Genomic DNA, 17,275 nt, shown 5'->3' with positions numbered 1-17,275 from the left:
ATCTCCCGCCGAGTCGGCGCAGTCTCAGCTGAGGTTGCGCCGACTCGGCATCAATCCTCGGTCGCCACCTGCTCCTCGGGCTTCTGGACGAGCACGGTGTCGATGTAGTCGCGCGCGGTGTCGAAGAGGTCGACCTCGTGGCCGGCGCGCTCGGAGAGGTACCACCGGTGCACCAGGATCTCGTGGAAGATCTCGGCCGGCTCGAGCTTGCCGCGCGCCTCGGGGGGGACGAGCGCGATGACCGGCTCGTAGATCCGGGTCAGCCAGCGGTTCGCGACGAGTGAGCGGTCCTCGCGGCCGAGGTCGAAGTGCGCGGTGAACGCCGCGATGTCGTTGAGCAGCCGCTGCGCCTGCGCGTCCTCGACGTTGAGGCCGGTCAGCGCCTGGAGCTCGCGGCGGTGGTGGCCCTCCTCGACGACCTTCGGCTGGATCCGGATCTGCTCGCCGTCCCAGTCGGTGACGATGTCGAGCTCGTCGACGTCGAACCCGAGCTCGTTGAGCCGCGCGACCCGCTGCTCGATCCGCCACATCTCGGCGGTGGAGAACTCCTCGACCGCAGTGAGCTCGTCCCACAGCGCGTGGTAACGCTCCTGAAGCATCTCGACGATCTCGTGCGCCTGCACTTCGTGGTCGAGGGAGTCGCTGGCCTGGAGGTCGAGCAGCTCGGCGAAGACGTTCTCGGTCGCGACGGTGAGGTCGTACTCGCGCATCTGGCGCGACAGCTGCGGCTTGAGCTCACCGGTCTCCGCGTCGACGAGGTACGCCGCGAACCCGCCGGCTGCGCGCCGGAACAGCACGTTCGACAGCGACACATCGCCCCAGTAGAAGTCCGCGAGGTGCAGCCGCACGAGCAGCACCACCATCGCGTCGACCAGCGACGGGAGGTTGTCGGCGGTCAGCCCGTGCGAGAACAGCGACCGATACGGCAGCGAGAACTGCAGGTGCTGGGTCAGCAGCGCCGCCGGCAGCTCCTCGCCGACCCCGTCGACCCGGCCCGTCACCACGCCCTGCGGGTGCACCGCCGGCAGCCCGATCCGCTGGAGGTCGCGCAGCAGCCGGTACTCCCGGAACGCCATCTCCTCGGTCGTCTCCTTGACGGCGTACGTCGCCTCGCCCAGTCGGACCATGCGCACGACGTGTCGAGACAGCCCGCGCGGCAGCGGCACGACGTGCTCGGTCCACTCCCCGAGCGGCAGCGCCCAGGGCAGCCGGAGCAGCGCGGGGTCCGGGCGGTTCGCGACGATCCGCAGCGCCATGTCGTCCAGGCTAGTCGCGCCGTGGCTCGAGGAACACGGCTCCGGCGCCCCGCCCGGCGGCCTCGTCGCCGGGGTTGCTCAACGCGCAGGTCCTGAGGCTCAGGCAGCCGCAGCCGATGCAGCTGTCCAGCCGGTCGCGGAGCCGCTCGATCCGCTCGATCTGCTCGTCGAGCCGCGGCCGCCAGGTCCTGCTGAGCCGGTGCCAGTCCGACTTCGTCGGGGTGCGCCCGTCCGGCAGCGTCGCCAGCGCCGCGCCGATCTCGTCGAGGGTCAGGCCGACCCGCTGCGCCGTACGGATGAAGGCGATCCGGCGCAGCGTCGACTGCTCGTAGCGTCGCTGGTTGCCGGTCGTGCGCGCCGAGGAGATCAGCCCCCTGGACTCGTAGAAGCGGATCGCCGAGGTCGCCACGCCCGCCCGCTCGGCGAGGTGCCCGATGGTCAGCTGGGTCATGCGACCAGCCTCGCCGGACTTCAAGTGCCGTTCAAGTCGACTATCCCGAATAGAACGCGTTCTAGTACGATCCGCTCGTGTACCTGGCCGCCATCGGGCGGTCCGGCACCTCGAGCACCACCTCGCCGTCACCCCTCTGAGAGGCTCCGCATGAACCAGCCCGGCAACCGCGTCGTCGTCATCACCGGGGCCGCGTCCGGCATCGGGTACGCGACCGCGGAGCTCTTCTGCGACCTCGGCGACACCGTGCTCGGCCTCGACATCCGCGGCACCGTCCCCGACGGCGTGACCTACGTCGAGTGCAACGTCGGCGACAAGGCCGCCGTCGACGCGGCCATCGAGGCGTGCGCGGCGCACGGCCGGATCGACGTGCTCGCGAACGTCGCCGGCATCGTGCAGTTCGGCCGGATCGAGACGGTGACCGAGGAGGAGTGGGACCGGGTGCACGCGGTCGACCTCAGGGGGCCGTTCTTCCTCATCCAGGCCGCGCTCCCGCACCTGCGCGCCTGCGGCGGCAACATCGTCAACGTCTCCTCGGTCGCCGGCAACGTCGCACAGCCCTATGCCACGGCGTACGCCGCCGCGAAGGGCGGCCTCACCCAGCTCACCAGGGCGCTGGCGCTCGAGCTCTCGCCGGAGGGCATCCGGGTGAACGCGATCTGCCCGGGCACCGTCGACACCCCGATCGTCGAGCAGGTCTTCCACAAGCTCACCGACGACCTCGACGCCCGGGTCGCGGACCGGCTGATGATGATGCTGCCCGGCGGCGCGATCAAGCCCGGCGAGATCGGCGAGACCATCGTCTGGCTCGCCTCCCCGGCCGCACGGATGATCACCGGCGCCGTCATCGCCCACGACGGCGGGATGAGCTGAGGCCCCGTACGATGTGGCCCCGTCGCCGCGTTAGCTCAGCTGGTAGAGCATTCGCCTTGTAAGCGAAGGGTCAGGAGTTCGATCCTCCTACGCGGCTCTCGTCTCGTCGAGTTGGGCCGGAATCGCGCTCGAGTTGGGCCTCCGTCACCGAGACCCGCGAACATCGCCCAACTCGCGCGCGAGCAAGGCCCAACTCAACGGTGATTCAAGCCCAACTCAACGGCGCCTAGCGCAGCCGGCGGACCTCGAACGTCGCCGGAGGATCGGCGATCGCGTCCTGGGCGGCGACCAGCCGGATCTCGCGGGTGCCGGCCGCGATGGTCTCCTCGAGGACTGCGAAGACCGAGCCGGCGACCCGGCCCAGGGCGGTCGCGGCCGAGCCGGTGCCGCGCAGGTGGGCGAGGTAGAGCGCGGCGGTGACGTCGCCGCAGCCGTTCGGCGTGATCGGCAGCAGCGGCGTCTCGACCGCCCAGGCACCCGCGTCGGAGACCGCGACCATGTCGAGCCGGCCCTCCGGCACGTCGCCGTGGAGGACGCTGGTCACCAGCACGTCGCGCGGTCCCTGGTCGCGCACGAGGTCCACCGCGTCGAGGATCTCCGCGAGGGTGGTGGTCGGGCGGCCGGCGAGGAAGTCGAGCTCGAAGTGGTTCGGCGTGACGATGTCGGCCCGCGGCACGACCGTGTCGCGCAGGAACTCCGGGATGCCCGGCCGCACGAACATGCCGCGGCCGACGTCGCCCATCACCGGGTCGCAGCAGTAGACCGCGTCCGGGTTCAGCGCCTTCACCCGCGCGACCGCGTCCAGGATGACCTGCCCGACCGCGGGGTCGCCCTGGTAGCCGGACAGCACCGCGTCCGCCTCGCCGAGCACGCCGCGGTCCTCGATCCCGGCGATCACCTCGCGCACGTCCTCGGCCGCGAGCAGCGGGCCGCGCCACGCGCCGTACCCCGTGTGGTTGGAGAAGTGCACGGTGAGGACCGGCCAGACCTCGTGGCCCAGGCGCTGGAGCGGGAAGACGGCGGCGGAGTTGCCGACGTGGCCGTAGGCGACCGAGGACTGGATGGACAGGATCTTCACGTCGCGCATCCTCTCGCGGCCACCGGTGGCCGAGCGAACTAGAACACGTTACAGTTGGCCGGGTTCACATTCTGTCGGTACGGCGAGGTGGCAGTGGCGAGGAAGCAGTACGCGAACGAGGCCGACTACGTCGTGGTGGGCTCGGGCAGCTCCGGCGCGACCATCGCGGGCCGGCTGGCGCAGTCCGGCGCGAGCGTGATCGTGCTCGAGGCCGGGAAGAGCGACGAGCAGTACCTGGTGAGGAAGCCTGGGATGATCGGGCCGATGCACGCCGAGCCGAAGCTCAAGCAGCGCGTCGACTGGGGTCTCTACTCCACCCCGCAGAAGCACCTGCTCGACCGGCGGATGCCCGTCCCGCGCGGCAAGGTGGTCGGCGGGTCGAGCTCGGTCAACGGCATGGTCTACGTGCGCGGCAACCGCGCCAACTACGACTCCTGGGCGGCCGAGGGCTGCACCGGCTGGTCGGCCGACGAGGTCAACGCCGCCTACAAGCGGATGGAGGACTTCGAGGACGGCGCCAACGACTACCGCGGCGCCGGCGGCCCGATCAGGGTCACCCGCAACGCGATGCCGCAGGAGGGCACGCTGCAGTTCCTCCAGGCCACGTCGGACAGGCTGGGCGTCCCGGTGCTCGACGACTACAACGCGGCCTCCCAGGAGGGCGTGAGCCGGATGCAGCAGAACGCCGCGCACGGGCTGCGCTACTCGGCGTCGCGCGGCTACCTCCACCACCTCGACGTACCGACCCTGGAGCTGCAGAGCGAGGTGCTCGTCCGCAGGGTCGTGGTCGAGAACGGTCGCGCGACCGGCGTCGAGGTCACGGACCTCGGCCGGGGAGGCGGCACCCGCACCGTCCGGGCCGGCAGGGAGGTCATCCTCTCGGCCGGGTTCGTCGGCTCGGCCCAGCTGCTGATGCTCTCGGGCGTCGGCCCGGCGCAGCACTTGCGCGATCACGGCATCGACGTGCTCGCGGACCTGCCGGTCGGCGACAACCTGCACGACCACCTCTTCCACGCGCTGACCTTCCACGTCACCTCGACGAGGATGCGCGGGACGCCGGCGTACTTCGCCAAGGGCGTGCTGATGGAGACGCTGCGCCCGGGGAGGACCTTCCTGGCGAACTCGGTCTTCGAGTCGGTCGCCTTCGTGCGTACGTCGCAGGCGACCGACGTGCCGGACCTGCAGCTGCACCTGCTCCCCTGGGCCTACGTCTCGCCGAACCAGGACGCGCCGATCCGCCACGACGTCGACAAGCGGACCGCGCTGACCGTGCTGGCGACGCTGATCTACCCGCGCAGCCGGGGCACGGTGCGGCTGGCGTCGGCGGACCCGACGGCGTCGCCGCTGATCGACTTCTCGTACCTCGCCGACCCGGCCGACCTCGACGTACTGGCCGAGGGATCGGAGATGACCCGCGAGATCTTCGCCTCGCCGGCCTTCCGGGGCGCGGTGAAGGAGGAGATCCACCCGGGTGCGGCCCTGCGCGGCCAGGAACTGCGCGACCAGATCCTCAACCGGGCGACGTCGGTCTACCACGGCGTCGGCACCTGCCGGATGGGCGTCGACGAGCTCGCGGTCGTCGCGCCGGACCTCAAGGTCCGCGGCGTCGAGGGGCTGCGGGTCTGCGACGCCTCGATCATGCCGTCGATCACCGGCGGCAACACCAACGCGCCCGCCATCATGATCGGCGAGCGCGGCGCCGACCTCGTGCTCGGAAAGGTGTAGCCCCTGCCGAGCTGATCCAGGCCGAGAGCGGCGAGGGTCCGGACGTCGAACCGACGCTGATCGACCAGGCCAGCTACGGGATGTTCACCGGCTCCACTGCGACCGGCCGGGTGATCGGCGAGCGCCGGCCGCACCCTGATCGGCTGCTGCCTCGAGCTCGGCGGCCGAACCCGATGATCGTGCCGGAGGACGCGAACCTCGGCGAGGTCGTCCCCGCGATCGTCGGCGTGTTCGGCAACACCGGCCAGATCTGCATACACATCGAGGGATGTACCTGCCTGAGTCGCAGTACCACGAGTCCCCGACATGGGCTCGCTCGTGTCACCCGACCACGGCGGCCGGAGTTGTCAGGGAACTCCTGACGTTGTCAGGGGTTGCAACGGCCGACAACGTCTGGAATCCCCGGCTGACCGGGGATCCATGCAGGCATCAGACGACCTCCAGCGACCGCTTCGACAGCCCCATCCAGAACCCGTCGATGACCTGCAGGCCGGGCTCGTCGGGGGTCGTGGCGGCGCCGAGGGTGACGAACAGCGGTGAGTAGTGCTCGACGGTCGGGTGCGCGTACGGCATCCCGGGGGCCTCGGTCCGGTAGCGAGCCAGGGCATCGACGTCGCCGCGGGCGAGCGCCTCGCCGGCCCAGGCGTCGAAGTCCGCGGACCAGCCGGGTGCCTCGGCGTCGATCCGCCACGAGGTGAGGAACGGCAGGCCGTGAGTCAGGAAGCCCGAGCCCACGACGAGCACGCCCTCGTCGCGCAGCGGCCGCAGCCGCTCGCCCAGGGCGAGCAGCCGCACCGGGTCGTGGGTGGGCAGCGACATCTGCAGCACCGGGATGTCCGCGTCGGGGTACATGATCCTCAGCGGCACCCACGCGCCGTGGTCGAGGCCGCGGCTGGTGTGCTGATGGACCGGCTCCGACGCCGGCATCATCGCCGCGACGCGGGCGGCGAGCGCGGTGGCGTCCGGCGTCTCGTAGGTCATCCGGTAGTACTTCGCGTCGAAGCCGCCGAAGTCGTAGACCAGCGGCGCGCCACTCGCGCTGAGGCTGACCGGCGCCGACTCCCAGTGCGCGCTGACGATGAGGATCGCCGTCGGCCGGGGCAGGTCGCCGGCCCAGGCGGCGAGCTGGCCGGACCACACGGGGTCGTCGAGCAGCGGCGGCGCTCCGTGGCCGAGATACAGGGCAGGCATCCGCGTCATGGCCGCTCCAATGGTTTCAGTTTCAACTTTATTCCATCGGGAGTCGCCAGTCGACCGGCTCCGCCCCCTGCTCCGCGAGCAGTGCGTTGGCCCGGCTGAACGGCCGCGAGCCGAAGAAGCCGCGGTACGCCGACAGCGGCGACGGGTGCGGCGACTCGACGACCGGGATCGCGCCGAGCATCGGCTTCAGGCCGCGCGCGTCGCTGCCCCACAGGATCGCCACGCACGGCCCGCCGCGCCGCGCGAGCGCCTCGATCGCGCACTGCGTGATCGGCTCCCACCCCTTGCCCCGGTGGCTGTTCGAGGCGCCCGGCCGCACCGTGAGGCTCCGGTTGAGCAGCATCACGCCGTGGTCCGCCCACGCGGTCAGGTCGCCGTGGCGCGGCGGCATGATCTCGAGGTCGTCGCGCAGCTCCTGGTAGATGTTGACCAGGCTCGGCGGCAACGGCCAGACGTCGCGGCGTACGGCGAAGCTCAAGCCGATCGGGTGGTCGGGGTTGGGGTAGGGGTCCTGGCCGACGATCAGCACGCGCACGTCGGCGAGCGGCCGCTGGAACGCCCGGAAGACCCGCTCGCCGGCGGGCTGGTAGCCGCGCCCGGCCGCGATCTCCTCGCGCAGGAACCGCCCCATCGCCGCGATCCGGTCGTCGACCGGCGCCAGCGCCTCGGCCCAGTCCGGTGCCATCAGCTGCTTGTCGACGAGTCCCGCGAGCGCGCCCATGGCGCGAGGGTAGCCGTGCCCGGCAGGTACGGCGCACGGCCGGTCTCGCCGACGTACGCCGAGAGGACCGCCGGGCTATCCTCGCCGGCCCGACGGACGGCTGGGCCGCTGCAGGCGGTCCAGGAACGCGACCAGCAGCGCCTCGCGCATCCGCGGGGAGGCCAGGTCGAGCATCGCGTTGACCTCGGCCATCCGGTCGGGGAGCGCGAGGTCGGTCCGCCCTTCGCTGGCGCCCATGAGACCGGCTGCGACGAGCAGGCCGTCGAAGTCCGCGTCGGTGAGTGCGGCCGGGTCGAGCGTCTCGATGAACGCGGCGACCTCGGGGTCGACACTCACCGGCCCCGCGGCCACGGCGGCGGCAACAGACTCCCTCAGCGCGGCGAGGAGCTCGTCGACGTGGGCGTTGGTCGCGGCGCTCACCGAGAGGTGGATGGTGGGCGGCTGACCGCCGTACGACATCTGCGGCTGGACGTACCAGCCGCGCGCGGCCATCTCGTCGCAGACGGTGAACGCGTCGCAGGTGTCGTCGGTCGCCAGCGCGATCAGCGTCGAGTCGGGGGCGGCGACCACGCGCAGCGCGGGGATGTCGGCGGTGCCTGCCACGATCGCGTCCACGGCTTCGAACACGTCTCGAGAGAGGAGCTCGTACCCCGTGTCACCCAGCGATCGCACCACGGCCCAGGCGCCGGCCAGGGGCCCGCCCGACTTCGTCGACTGCATCGTGGAGTTGAGCATGGTGTAGCCCGGCCAGCCCGCGTGCGCGAAGTACTGCGGGCGGCGGTGCTCCGGCGTGCGGTGCAGCAGCACGGAGGTGCCCTTGGGGGCGTAGCCGTACTTGTGCAGGTCCACGGAGATCGACGTGACGCCGTCGACCGCGAACGTCCAGGGCGGGACGGTGCGGCCGAGCCGGGCGGCGTACGGCAGCACCCAGCCGCCGATGCACGCGTCCACGTGGCAGCGGATCCCGTGGCCGGCGGCCGCTGCGGCGATCTCGGTGACCGGGTCGACGACGCCGTGGGCGTACGACGGCGCGGACACGACCACCAGCACGGTCCGGTCCGGGTCCTCGTCGACGGCTGCCGCCATGGCGGCCGGGTCGGCGCGGAAGTCGTCCCCGGCCGACACCACGACCGCCTCGACGCCGAAGTAGTGCGCGGCCTTGAGGAACGCCGCGTGCACGGTCGACGGCACCACCATCCGCGGACGCGCGACGTCCGGGCGGCTGTCGCGCGCCGACTGCACCGCGAGCAGGCAGGATTCGGTGCCGCCGGAGGTGACCGTGCCGACCGTGGTGTCGGGCGCGTCGAGCAGGTCCGCGGTGAAGCCGACCAGCTCGTTCTCCATCTGCAGCAGGCTGGGGAACGCCGTCGGGTCGAGCCCGTTCGAGCCGGCGTACGCCGCCACGGCCTCGCGGCCGATCCGGTCCACGTCGGGCAGGCCCGAGTCGTAGACGTAGGCCAGGGTGCGTCCGCCGCGCACGGGCAGGTCGATCTCCTGCATCTCGCGCAGCCGGTCGAGGGCGTCGCTCACTCCGTCAGGCTCCCATCCGGGGCGTCGTCGACGTCGGCCGCGGTCAGCGCGTACCTCCGCAGCCACCACAGACTGAGCACGACGAGGACCGCCGGCAGCACCGAGAAGCCGAGCGTGATCGCCGTCAGCGCCGAGTCCGGCTGGGCGGCGTCGCCGTCGGTCGAGGAGACGTAGCCGCCGAGTGCGAGCACGATCGCATAGACGCCAGGGCCGAGCGCCAGGCCGAGGGTCTCGCCCGCGGTCCAGACGCCGGTGTAGACGCCGGCCCGATTGGAGCCGGTGCGCCGAGCGTCGACGGCCGCCGCGTCGGGCAGCATCGCGAGCGGGAACACCTGGCAGCCGGCGTACCCGACGCCGACCAGCACCACGGCGGCGTACACGACCGCGACCGGCGCGGCCTGTGCGGTCGCGGTGAGCAGCGCTCCCGCGGCCAGGATCACCGAGGCGGCGAGGTAGCCGCGCTTCTTGCCGACGCGGGTGCCGATCGCCGACCAGAGTGGGGTCAGCAGCAGGGCCGGGCCGACGAAGCAGACGAACAGGATGGTCGCGGCGCCGTCCCTGCCGAGCACGTCGGAGGCGAGGTAGTCGACGCCGGCGAGCATGCAGCCGGTGGCGAGCGCCTGGATGACGAAGCAGGTGAGCAGCCAGCGGAAGTCGCGCGCGGTCGCGACGATGCGGAGCTGGTCGCGCAGGCTGCCCGCACCCGGCTGGGCGGCGCGGACCGGGGCGCTGCGGGTGCCGACGTACGCGCCGACGACGCCGACCAGGATGATCGCCGCCATGACCAGGCCCATGATCCGGTAGCCGTCGCGGCCGCCGACCGCGTCGCGGATCGCCGGGGCGGTGGCGCCGGCGAGCATGATCGTGAACGCGAGGATCGCGACCCGCCAGGTCATCAGGCGGGTGCGCTCGTCGTAGGAGTCGGTCATCTCGGCGGGCATGGCGACGTACGGCACCTGGAAGAACGCGTACGCCGTGGCGCAGCCCAGGAACAGCGCCAGCACCCACAGCGCCTCGAGGCCGACCGCCATGTCCGGCGCGGCGAAGAGCAGCGCGAAGCAGACGGCGAGCGCGATGCCGGCGCGGATCAGCCACGGCCGCCGCGGCCCGCGCAGGTCCTCGGTGCGGTCGCTGATCCGCCCGGCGATCGGGTTGAGGACCACGTCCCACGCCTTGGGCAGGAACACGATGAAGCCGGCCAGGATCGCGGCGATCCCGAGACTGTCGGTGAGGTAGGGCAGCAGCATCAGCCCCGGCACGGTCCCGAACGCCCCGGTGGCGACGGAGCCCGAGCCGTACCCCACCCGGATGCTGCGCGGCAGGCGCTCGGCGGCTGGCATGGCGTGAGGCTAGCGGGATGGATCCCCGGTCGGCCGGGGATCCCTGACGTTGTCAGCCGTTGCAACCCCTGACAACGTCAGGAAGAGGCCGACAACGTCAGCGGGAGAGGGCGCGCGAGGTGCCGGAGCCGTACCGGCGGGAGGGGTTCGAGCCGATCGTCTCGGTGGACGCGGCCGGCCTCTTCGCCGGGGCCGGCTTCTTCGGGGGCACGGCCTTCCTCGCCGAGGACTTCTTGGCATCGGGAGATGCCCTCTTCGCAGCAGCCTTCCGGGCCGGGGTCTTCCTCGCAGCCGCCGGCTTTCTCCGCGACGACGCCACCCTCGCCACGTCCGCACCCGACCACTGCTCGATCCACTCGTCGAGCACCCGCCAGGTGGTGTCGCGGGCGGCGCGGCCGGTGAGCATGCCGAGGTGGCCGCCCGGCACGATCTCGAACCGTACGTCGCGCGCGCCGGTCAGCAGCGGGACGACCGCCTTGACCGCGGCGACCGGGGCGATGCCGTCGGTGGCGCCGGCGAAGACGAGCACCGGGGCGGTGACCGAGGAGAGCGACACCGGGTCCGAGCCGACCTGGACCGTGCCCGACGCGAGCGCGTTGCCCTTGGCGAAGCGGTGGTAGAGCTGCCCGAAGCTGCGGCCGGGGTAGGCGGTCATCTTGGCCGTGAACCGGTCGACCGCCTCGATCTGCGCGAGGAAGTCGGTGTCGTCGAGGTGGGTGGCGATCGCGAGCGGCTTGGTGACCAGCTTCTGGAACGACGAGAGCTGGAACGCCCAGCGCACCAGCGGGGTCGGCGCACCGCCGGCGGCGCGGTAGGCGCGGGTGACCAGGCCGTGGCCGCGGGTCAGGTCGAGCAGCGGCCGCAGCGGCGCGACCAGCGGCACCTTCGTCACGTCGACCGGAGAGCCGAGGACGGAGAGCGACGCGATCGGCAGGTCCCGCTCATGGGCGGCGGCGAGCATCGCGAAGATGCCGCCGAGGCTCCAGCCGACGACGTGCACCGGCCGGTCGCCTGCGTGCGCCGACACCGCCCGCACCGCCGCGGGCACGACCTCCTCGACCCAGTGCTCGAGGCCGAGGTTGCGGTCCTTGAAGGAGACGTTGCCGTACTCGACGAGGTACGTCGGCCGCCCGCCCTCGACGAGGTGCTGCACCACCGAGCAGCCGCGGCGCAGGTCGAAGCAGAGCGAGGGCGCGGCGAGCGGGGTCACCAACAGGACGGGGTCGCCCTGCGAGCGCACGTCCGCCGCCGGGCGGTAGTGGTAGACCGCGCGGAGGCTGTCCTCGTCGATCAGCGTGCGCGGCATCGCGCGCAGGTCGGCGACCCCGCCGTAGAGGACGGCGTGGGCGACGTTGCCCGCCGCGGCGACCAGCTGGTCCGGCTTGGGCACCAGGTCCATGCCGGAACCCTACGACCGTCTCGCCGGATGCATCGTCTTGCCGTGGGCGGGCAGCACCGACGACAGCTCGACCAGGAAGCCCTGCGCCCAGGCGCCGACGTCGTGCTGGGTGACGGTCTTGCGCATTGCCCGCATCCGCCGCGCGGTCTCCTTCGGCTCGGCCCGGTAGGCCTCGAGCAGCGCGGACTTCATGCCGTTGATGTCGTAGGGGTTGATCAGCCAGGCTTGCCGCAGCTCGTTGGCGGCGCCGGCGAACTCCGAGAGCACGAGCGCGCCGTCGTCGTCGAAGCGGCAGGCGACGTACTCCTTGGCGACCAGGTTCATCCCGTCGCGCAGCGGCGTGACGACCATGATGTCGGCGGCGCGGAAGAACGCCGCCATCTCCTCGCGGGGGTACGACGCGTGCAGGTAGTGCACCGCCGGCCACCCGATCCGGCCGAGGTCGCCGTTGATCCGGCCGACCAGGCGCTCGATGTCGTCGCGGAGGATGCGGTACTGCTCGACCTGCTCGCGCGACGGCGTCGCGATCTGCACGAAGACGGCGTCCTCGACGTCGAAGTGCCCGTCGACGATGAGCTCGCCGAACGCGCGCAGCCGCGCGTAGATGCCCTTGGTGTAGTCGAGCCGGTCGACCCCGAGGAAGATCCGGTGGGGGTTGCCGAGCGCCTCGCGGATCTCCTTGGCGCGCTGGGTCACCTCGGGCGAGCGGGCGAGCTCCTCGTAGCTGGCGGCGTCGATGGAGATCGGGAACGCCGCGGCGCGGACGGTCCGGCCCTCGGGCAGGTAGACCAGGTCGCGGTGCGTCTTGTGCCCGACGCGCTGGCGGACGAGGCGGATGAAGTTCTGTGCGGCGCCGCTGAGCTGGAAGCCGACCAGGTCGGCGCCCAGCAGCCCCTCGAGCAGCTGCCGGCGCCACGGCAGCTGCGAGAACAGCTCCTGCGGCGGGAACGGGATGTGCAGGTAGAAGCCGATCCGCAGGTCGGGCCGCAGCTCGCGCACCATCGCCGGCACCAGCTGGAGCTGGTAGTCGTGCACCCACACGGTCGCGTTCTCGGCGGCGACCTCCGCGGCCCGCTCGGCGAAGCGGCGGTTGACGGCGACGTAGGAGTCCCACCACTCGCGGTGGAACTCCGGCTTCGCCACGACGTCGTGGTAGAGCGGCCAGAGGGTCGCGTTCGAGAAGCCCTCGTAGAACTCCTCGATCTCCTGGGCCGTCATCGTCATCGGCACCAGGTTCATGTCGTCGGACTCGAAGGGCTCCAAGCCCTGCTCCGTGCCGCCCGGCCAGCCGATCCAGGTGCCGTCGTTGGACCGCATCACCGGCTCGAGCGCGGAGACGAGGCCGCCGGGAGAGCGCCGCCAGCCTCCGTCGACGCGGTCCACCGGTAGCCGGTTCGCCACGATGACGAGGTCTGCCGAGCCAGCTGCACCCACGGGGCCACCCTAGCTAGGCGGAGAAGCTGACGCCCACCTGCGCGCGGACGCCGTCCATCTGGCGCAGCAGCGAGAGCGTCTGGGCGTGCGGCACCAGCGGGCTCTCCCGCAGCCCGGCGGCCAGGCAGCGACCGACCTCCGCGATCTCGTTGCCGTAGCCCTGGCCGATCACCGGCTCGGCCGGCGCGATCTCGACCGGGTCACCGGGCGCGTACGTCCAGTCGCCGGGCGCCTGGACGTACGGCGTGAAGGCGATCCGGGTCGGGTGGTGGAAGTCGTCGAGCTCGATCCGGCCGAGGTCGGTGGCGATCTCGGCCCGGCGCGAGGACCACGACGTCATCGACGCGGTCATGGTCGCGAGCGCGCCACCGGCGTACCGGCCCACCATGGCGACGTCGAGGTCGATGCCGCGCGCCAGGTCGCCGCTCGCGTGCAGCTCCTCGGGCTCGCCGAGCACCAGCTGGGCGAAGGTGAGGGGGTAGATGCCCATGTCGAGCAGGGCGGAGGCGCCGAGCCCGGGGTCGAGCATCCGGTCCTCCGGCGGGGCGTCGACGCGGAAACCGAGCTCGGCGTGCAGGTGCCGCGGCCGGCCGAGCTCGCCGGAGCGGAGCCGGTCGCGCAGTGCGAGGATGCCCGGGTGGCAGGCGGTCCACATCGCCTCCATCAGGAAGCGGTCGTGCTCCCCGGCCAGCCGCACCATCTCCTCCGCGTCGGCGGTGTCGAGGGTGAGCGGCTTCTCGCACAGCACGTGCTTGCCGGCCGCGAGGCACAGCCGGGCGTTCTCGAGGTGGAGCGCGTGCGGGGTCGCGATGTAGACGACGTCGACGGCCGGGTCGGCGACCAGCTCCTCGTAGGAGGAGTACGGCGTCCCTCCGAACTCGCCGGCGAACGCCTGCGCGCTCACGAGCCGCCGCGAGCCGACCGCCACGAGCTCGGCGTCCGGCGCCAGGGCCAGGTCGCGGGCGAAGGTGTGCGCGATCTTGCCGGTCGCGAGGATGCCCCAGCGGGTCGTCATGGCCCCGAGGGTAGCGACGCGCCCCGGAGGCGAATGACATCGTTGTGGTTCGTCACCTACCATGAACGGCATGGACGCCGTGAACGCACTCGGTGGCGAGGCTGTCGACGCCACCCCGGTGCTGAGCGACCGCGACCGCGAGATCCTCGACTTCGAGCGGCAGTGGTGGAAGTACGCCGGCGCCAAGGAGACCGCGGTCCGGGAGAAGTTCGACATGTCCTCGACGCGGTACTACCAGGTCCTCAACGCCCTCATCGACCGCCCGGAGGCCCTCGAGGCCGACCCGCTGCTGGTCCGCCGGCTGCGCCGGCTGCGGTCCGCCCGCCAGCGGCAGCGCTCGGCGCGCCGCCTCGGCTTCGAGGTCTGAGGGGGTCCGTGATGCGCGTGCGCAACCAGCGCGGCGTCGTGATGCCGTCCCCGGTCGTCATGCTGACGGTGATCGCCGTGGCCATGGCCGGGATCGCCTACGTCGCCACCCGCGGCGGCGAGCCCGCCGAGCGCGAGGTGACCACGGTGTCCGGCGACGGACCCAGCGAGTCGCCGTCCCCGACGTACACCCCGACGAGGAAGCCCAAGCCCGAGCCGCCGGCGGTGCAGCGCGGCAAGGTGTACGTCGAGGTCTACAACAACTCCGGCATCACCGGCCTGGCCGGGACCGTCGGCGAGAAGGCCACCGGCATGGGCTGGCAGGTCGTCGGCACCGACAACTGGTACGGCACCATTCCCGCCACCACGGTCTACTACCCGCCGAAGCTGAAGGCGGCCGGCAGGCAGCTGGCCCTCGACCTCGGCGTCAAGCGCACGGCGCCGGCCGTCGACCCGATGCGCCAGGATCGCCTCACCGTGATCCTCACCGGCCCGCTGGGCTGATCCCGCTGTCGTGACCCGCGCCCCGGGTGACAGGCTGGACCCATGGAGTTCGCCTCGCCCGAGGGAGAGCAGAGGTACGCCGCACTCGTGCGTGCCGCCGACCGGGCCGTGGTCGGCCTGGACTTCGACGGCACGCTCGCGCCGATCGTGGACGATCCCGAGCGGGCGCACATCCATCCCGAGGCGGCCGGCGTGCTGGTCGACCTCGCGGAGGTGGTCGCCGCCGTCGCGGTGATCACCGGCCGGCCGGCCCGCCAGGCGCTCGACCTGGGCGGGCTGGAGGAGGTCGGCAACACGATCGGCGACCACGGCAAGGAGCTCTACCTCTTCGGGCAGTACGGCAACGAGCGCTGGAGCTCCACCCGCCGGCGGATCGTCTCGCCGCGGCCGCCGCAGGGCCTGTCGCGCTTCCTGCGCGACCTGCCGCGCACGCTCCGCAACGCCGACGCCGCCGACGCCTGGGTCGAGGACAAGGGCCTCGCCCACGCCGTGCACACCCGCCGGATGGCCGACCCGGACGCGGCGTACCGGCGGCTGCTGCCGGCGCTGCGCGACCTCGCCGACCGCAACGGCCTCGTGCTCGAGCCCGGCCGGCAGGTGATCGAGGTGCGCGCGCCCGGCATGGACAAGGGCAACGTGGTGGAGACCCTGGTCGAGGAGATCGGCGCCGGCGCGTTCGTCTTCGCGGGCGACGACCTCGGCGACGTCGAGGCGTTCGAGGCGGTCGAGAAGCTCGCCAAGGACGGCCTGCCCACGCTGCTGGTCTGCTCGGCCTCCGACGAGGCCCCGGAGGAGGAGAGCGCGCTGACCCGGCTCGCGGACGTCGTCGTGCCCGGCCCCGAGGGCGTGCTGGAGCTCCTGCGGCGGCTGGCGGCCGACGCGCGGTCGGTCTGAGCCAAGGAGCCGTCCAGCATGCGGACCCGATGTGCGCATGCTGAGACGGCCCGCGTAGGGTGGCCACTGCTCATCCAGAGGGACTGAGGGAACGGCCCGATGAAGTCCCGGCAACCGCCGCACGCGTCCGCGTGCGGGCCCGGTGCCAAATCCGTCCGGCGCGAAGGTCGCGCCGGAGAGATGAGGAGGACTCCGTGAGCGCACCTGTCATCGAACGCGGCATCGAGAAGCCGGCCCTGCGCGAGGGCGCCTTCGGCAACGCCACGGCCCTGTCCTGCAGAGAGTGCGGCCACCTGGTCGAGCTCGGCCCGCACTACGCGTGTCCGGAGTGCTTCGGGCCGTTGGAGGTCGCCTACGACTTCGGCACGGTCACCCGCGAGCAGATCGAGGCCGGCCCGCGGAACATCTGGCGCTACCAGGCGCTGCTGCCCGTCCCGGCCGACATCGAGTCGAGCCCCAACACCGAGCCGGGCTTCACCCGGCTGCTCCGCGCCGACAATCTCGCCGCCGAGCTCGGCATCGCCGACCTGTGGGTGAAGGACGACTCGACCAACCCCACCAACTCCTTCAAGGACCGCGTCGTCGCCTGCGCCCTGAGCGCGGCCCGCGAGCTCGGCGCGCAGGTGTTCGCCTGCCCGAGCACCGGCAACCTCGCGAACGCCGTCGCCGCGGCCGGCGCCCGTGCCGGCATCAAGACCGTCGTCTTCATCCCGAGCAACCTCGAGCAGCCCAAGCAGGTCAACAGCGCGGTCTTCACCGACTCGCTGGTCGCCGTCGACGGCAACTACGACGACGTCAATAGGCTCGCCTCCGAGATCGCCGGCGAGGAGGACGGCTGGGCGTTCGTGAACGTCAACGTCCGCCCGTTCTACGCCGAGGGCTCCAAGACCCTGGGCTACGAGATCGCCGAGCAGCTCGGCTGGCGGCTGCCGGACCAAATCGTGATCCCGGTCGCGAGCGGCTCCCAGCTCACCAAGGTGCACAAGGCATTCCAGGAGCTGATCCGGCTCGGCCTGGTCGAGGACAAGCCCTACCGCGTCTTCGGCGCCCAGGCCGCGGGCTGCTCGCCGGTCTCGGTCGCCTACAAGGCCGGCGTCGACGCGATCCGCCCGGTCAAGCCGGACACCATCGCCAAGAGCCTCGCCATCGGCAACCCCGCCGACGGCATCTACGTGCTCGACATCTGCCGGGAGACCGGCGGCGCCGTCGAGGACGTCACCGACGACGAGGTCCGCGCCGGCATCGTGCTGCTGGCCCGCACCGAGGGCATCTTCACCGAGACCGCCGGCGGTACGACGGTCGCGGTGCTCAAGAAGCTCGTCGAGACCGGCCGGCTCGACCCGTCCCTCGAGACGGTCGTCCTCAACACCGGCCACGGCCTGAAGACCCTCGACGCGGTCTCCGGCTCGGTCGCGCCGGCCGCGACCATCGCGCCGACGTACGCCGCCTTCGCCGCCACCGGCCTCGCCTGAGAACCGAGAGGAAGCCC

General features: G+C 72.1%; 17 protein-coding genes, 1 tRNA gene and 1 riboswitch. Of the genes, 8 read left to right on the top strand and 10 right to left on the bottom strand.

Going from position 1 to position 17,275, the window contains the following annotated elements; translation table 11 throughout:
* Positions 1-50: 50 nt before the first annotated feature.
* Both ACYVKX_RS17945 and soxR read right to left on the bottom strand, forming a co-directional pair.
* Positions 51-1,256, bottom strand: coding sequence for a DUF4032 domain-containing protein (locus ACYVKX_RS17945; protein ID WP_460835038.1), 1,206 nt, complete (start codon positions 1,254-1,256; stop codon positions 51-53).
* Positions 1,257-1,266: 10 nt separating this feature from the next.
* Complete coding sequence (gene soxR, locus ACYVKX_RS17940) at positions 1,267-1,707, bottom strand: redox-sensitive transcriptional activator SoxR (RefSeq protein ID WP_460835037.1); 441 nt, start codon at positions 1,705-1,707, stop codon at positions 1,267-1,269.
* Between the two features lie 150 nt (positions 1,708-1,857).
* Between soxR and ACYVKX_RS17935 the strand changes: the two genes are divergently transcribed.
* Together ACYVKX_RS17935 and ACYVKX_RS17930 are read left to right on the top strand one after the other, a co-directional pair.
* Complete coding sequence (locus ACYVKX_RS17935; protein WP_460835036.1) at positions 1,858-2,580, top strand: SDR family NAD(P)-dependent oxidoreductase; 723 nt, start codon at positions 1,858-1,860, stop codon at positions 2,578-2,580.
* Between the two features lie 24 nt (positions 2,581-2,604).
* A tRNA-Thr gene (locus tag ACYVKX_RS17930) sits at positions 2,605-2,677 on the top strand.
* A 129-nt stretch (positions 2,678-2,806) separates the two neighbouring features.
* Here ACYVKX_RS17930 and pdxY read toward each other — a convergent pair.
* Positions 2,807-3,667: a pyridoxal kinase PdxY gene (gene pdxY / locus ACYVKX_RS17925; protein WP_460835035.1), complete on the bottom strand. Its 861-nt coding sequence runs from the start codon at positions 3,665-3,667 to the stop codon at positions 2,807-2,809.
* 78 nt (positions 3,668-3,745) lie between these two features.
* Between pdxY and ACYVKX_RS17920 the strand changes: the two genes are divergently transcribed.
* Positions 3,746-5,383 (top strand): GMC family oxidoreductase, encoded by a 1,638-nt coding sequence (locus ACYVKX_RS17920; protein WP_460835034.1) that lies wholly within the window; start codon positions 3,746-3,748, stop codon positions 5,381-5,383.
* The gene (locus ACYVKX_RS17915) at positions 5,281-5,745 is read left to right on the top strand and encodes an aldehyde dehydrogenase family protein (protein ID WP_460835054.1); all 465 of its coding nucleotides are present in this window, start codon (positions 5,281-5,283) and stop codon (positions 5,743-5,745) included. The genes ACYVKX_RS17920 and ACYVKX_RS17915 overlap by 103 nt, the downstream gene beginning before the upstream one ends.
* A 67-nt stretch (positions 5,746-5,812) precedes the next feature.
* Here ACYVKX_RS17915 and ACYVKX_RS17910 read toward each other — a convergent pair whose 3' ends face one another.
* From ACYVKX_RS17910 to ACYVKX_RS17880, 7 genes are all read right to left on the bottom strand, one after another.
* Entirely contained in the window at positions 5,813-6,583 is a 771-nt protein-coding gene (locus ACYVKX_RS17910; protein WP_460835033.1) for a dioxygenase family protein, read from the bottom strand.
* A 28-nt stretch (positions 6,584-6,611) separates the two neighbouring features.
* Positions 6,612-7,304: a uracil-DNA glycosylase gene (locus ACYVKX_RS17905; RefSeq protein WP_460835032.1), complete on the bottom strand. Its 693-nt coding sequence runs from the start codon at positions 7,302-7,304 to the stop codon at positions 6,612-6,614.
* 75 nt (positions 7,305-7,379) lie between these two features.
* Positions 7,380-8,834, bottom strand: coding sequence for a pyridoxal phosphate-dependent decarboxylase family protein (locus ACYVKX_RS17900; RefSeq protein WP_460835031.1), 1,455 nt, complete (start codon positions 8,832-8,834; stop codon positions 7,380-7,382).
* Positions 8,831-10,174 (bottom strand): MFS transporter, encoded by a 1,344-nt coding sequence (locus tag ACYVKX_RS17895; protein ID WP_460835030.1) that lies wholly within the window; start codon positions 10,172-10,174, stop codon positions 8,831-8,833. Before ACYVKX_RS17895 ends, ACYVKX_RS17900 begins: the two co-directional genes overlap by 4 nt.
* 97 nt (positions 10,175-10,271) lie before the next feature.
* Positions 10,272-11,573 carry an alpha/beta fold hydrolase gene (locus ACYVKX_RS17890; RefSeq protein WP_460835029.1) on the bottom strand — a complete coding sequence of 434 codons (1,302 nt, stop codon included), beginning with the start codon at positions 11,571-11,573 and terminating at the stop codon, positions 10,272-10,274.
* Between the two features lie 9 nt (positions 11,574-11,582).
* Positions 11,583-13,007: an alpha,alpha-trehalose-phosphate synthase (UDP-forming) gene (locus ACYVKX_RS17885; RefSeq protein ID WP_460835028.1), complete on the bottom strand. Its 1,425-nt coding sequence runs from the start codon at positions 13,005-13,007 to the stop codon at positions 11,583-11,585.
* Between the two features lie 13 nt (positions 13,008-13,020).
* On the bottom strand, positions 13,021-14,022 hold the full coding sequence (locus ACYVKX_RS17880; protein WP_460835027.1) for a Gfo/Idh/MocA family protein: 1,002 nt from the start codon (positions 14,020-14,022) through the stop codon (positions 13,021-13,023).
* Between the two features lie 70 nt (positions 14,023-14,092).
* Between ACYVKX_RS17880 and ACYVKX_RS17875 the strand changes: the two genes are divergently transcribed.
* The 4 genes from ACYVKX_RS17875 to thrC all read left to right on the top strand — a co-directional run bounded on the left by ACYVKX_RS17875 (position 14,093) and on the right by thrC (position 17,258).
* Entirely contained in the window at positions 14,093-14,389 is a 297-nt protein-coding gene (locus tag ACYVKX_RS17875; RefSeq protein WP_460835026.1) for a DUF3263 domain-containing protein, read from the top strand.
* An 11-nt stretch (positions 14,390-14,400) separates the two neighbouring features.
* Complete coding sequence (locus tag ACYVKX_RS17870) at positions 14,401-14,892, top strand: LytR C-terminal domain-containing protein (RefSeq protein WP_460835025.1); 492 nt, start codon at positions 14,401-14,403, stop codon at positions 14,890-14,892.
* A 42-nt stretch (positions 14,893-14,934) separates the two neighbouring features.
* On the top strand, positions 14,935-15,786 hold the full coding sequence (gene otsB / locus ACYVKX_RS17865; RefSeq protein WP_460835024.1) for a trehalose-phosphatase: 852 nt from the start codon (positions 14,935-14,937) through the stop codon (positions 15,784-15,786).
* A 67-nt stretch (positions 15,787-15,853) separates the two neighbouring features.
* A riboswitch (SAM riboswitch) is annotated at positions 15,854-15,973 on the top strand.
* A 7-nt stretch (positions 15,974-15,980) separates the two neighbouring features.
* Entirely contained in the window at positions 15,981-17,258 is a 1,278-nt protein-coding gene (gene thrC / locus ACYVKX_RS17860; protein ID WP_460835023.1) for a threonine synthase, read from the top strand.
* Positions 17,259-17,275 lie beyond the last annotated feature (17 nt).

The sequence above is a fragment of the Nocardioides hungaricus genome, assembly GCF_054782915.1.
Note: the sequence above shows the minus strand (reverse complement) of the source record. Positions and strands in the feature narration are given on the sequence as shown.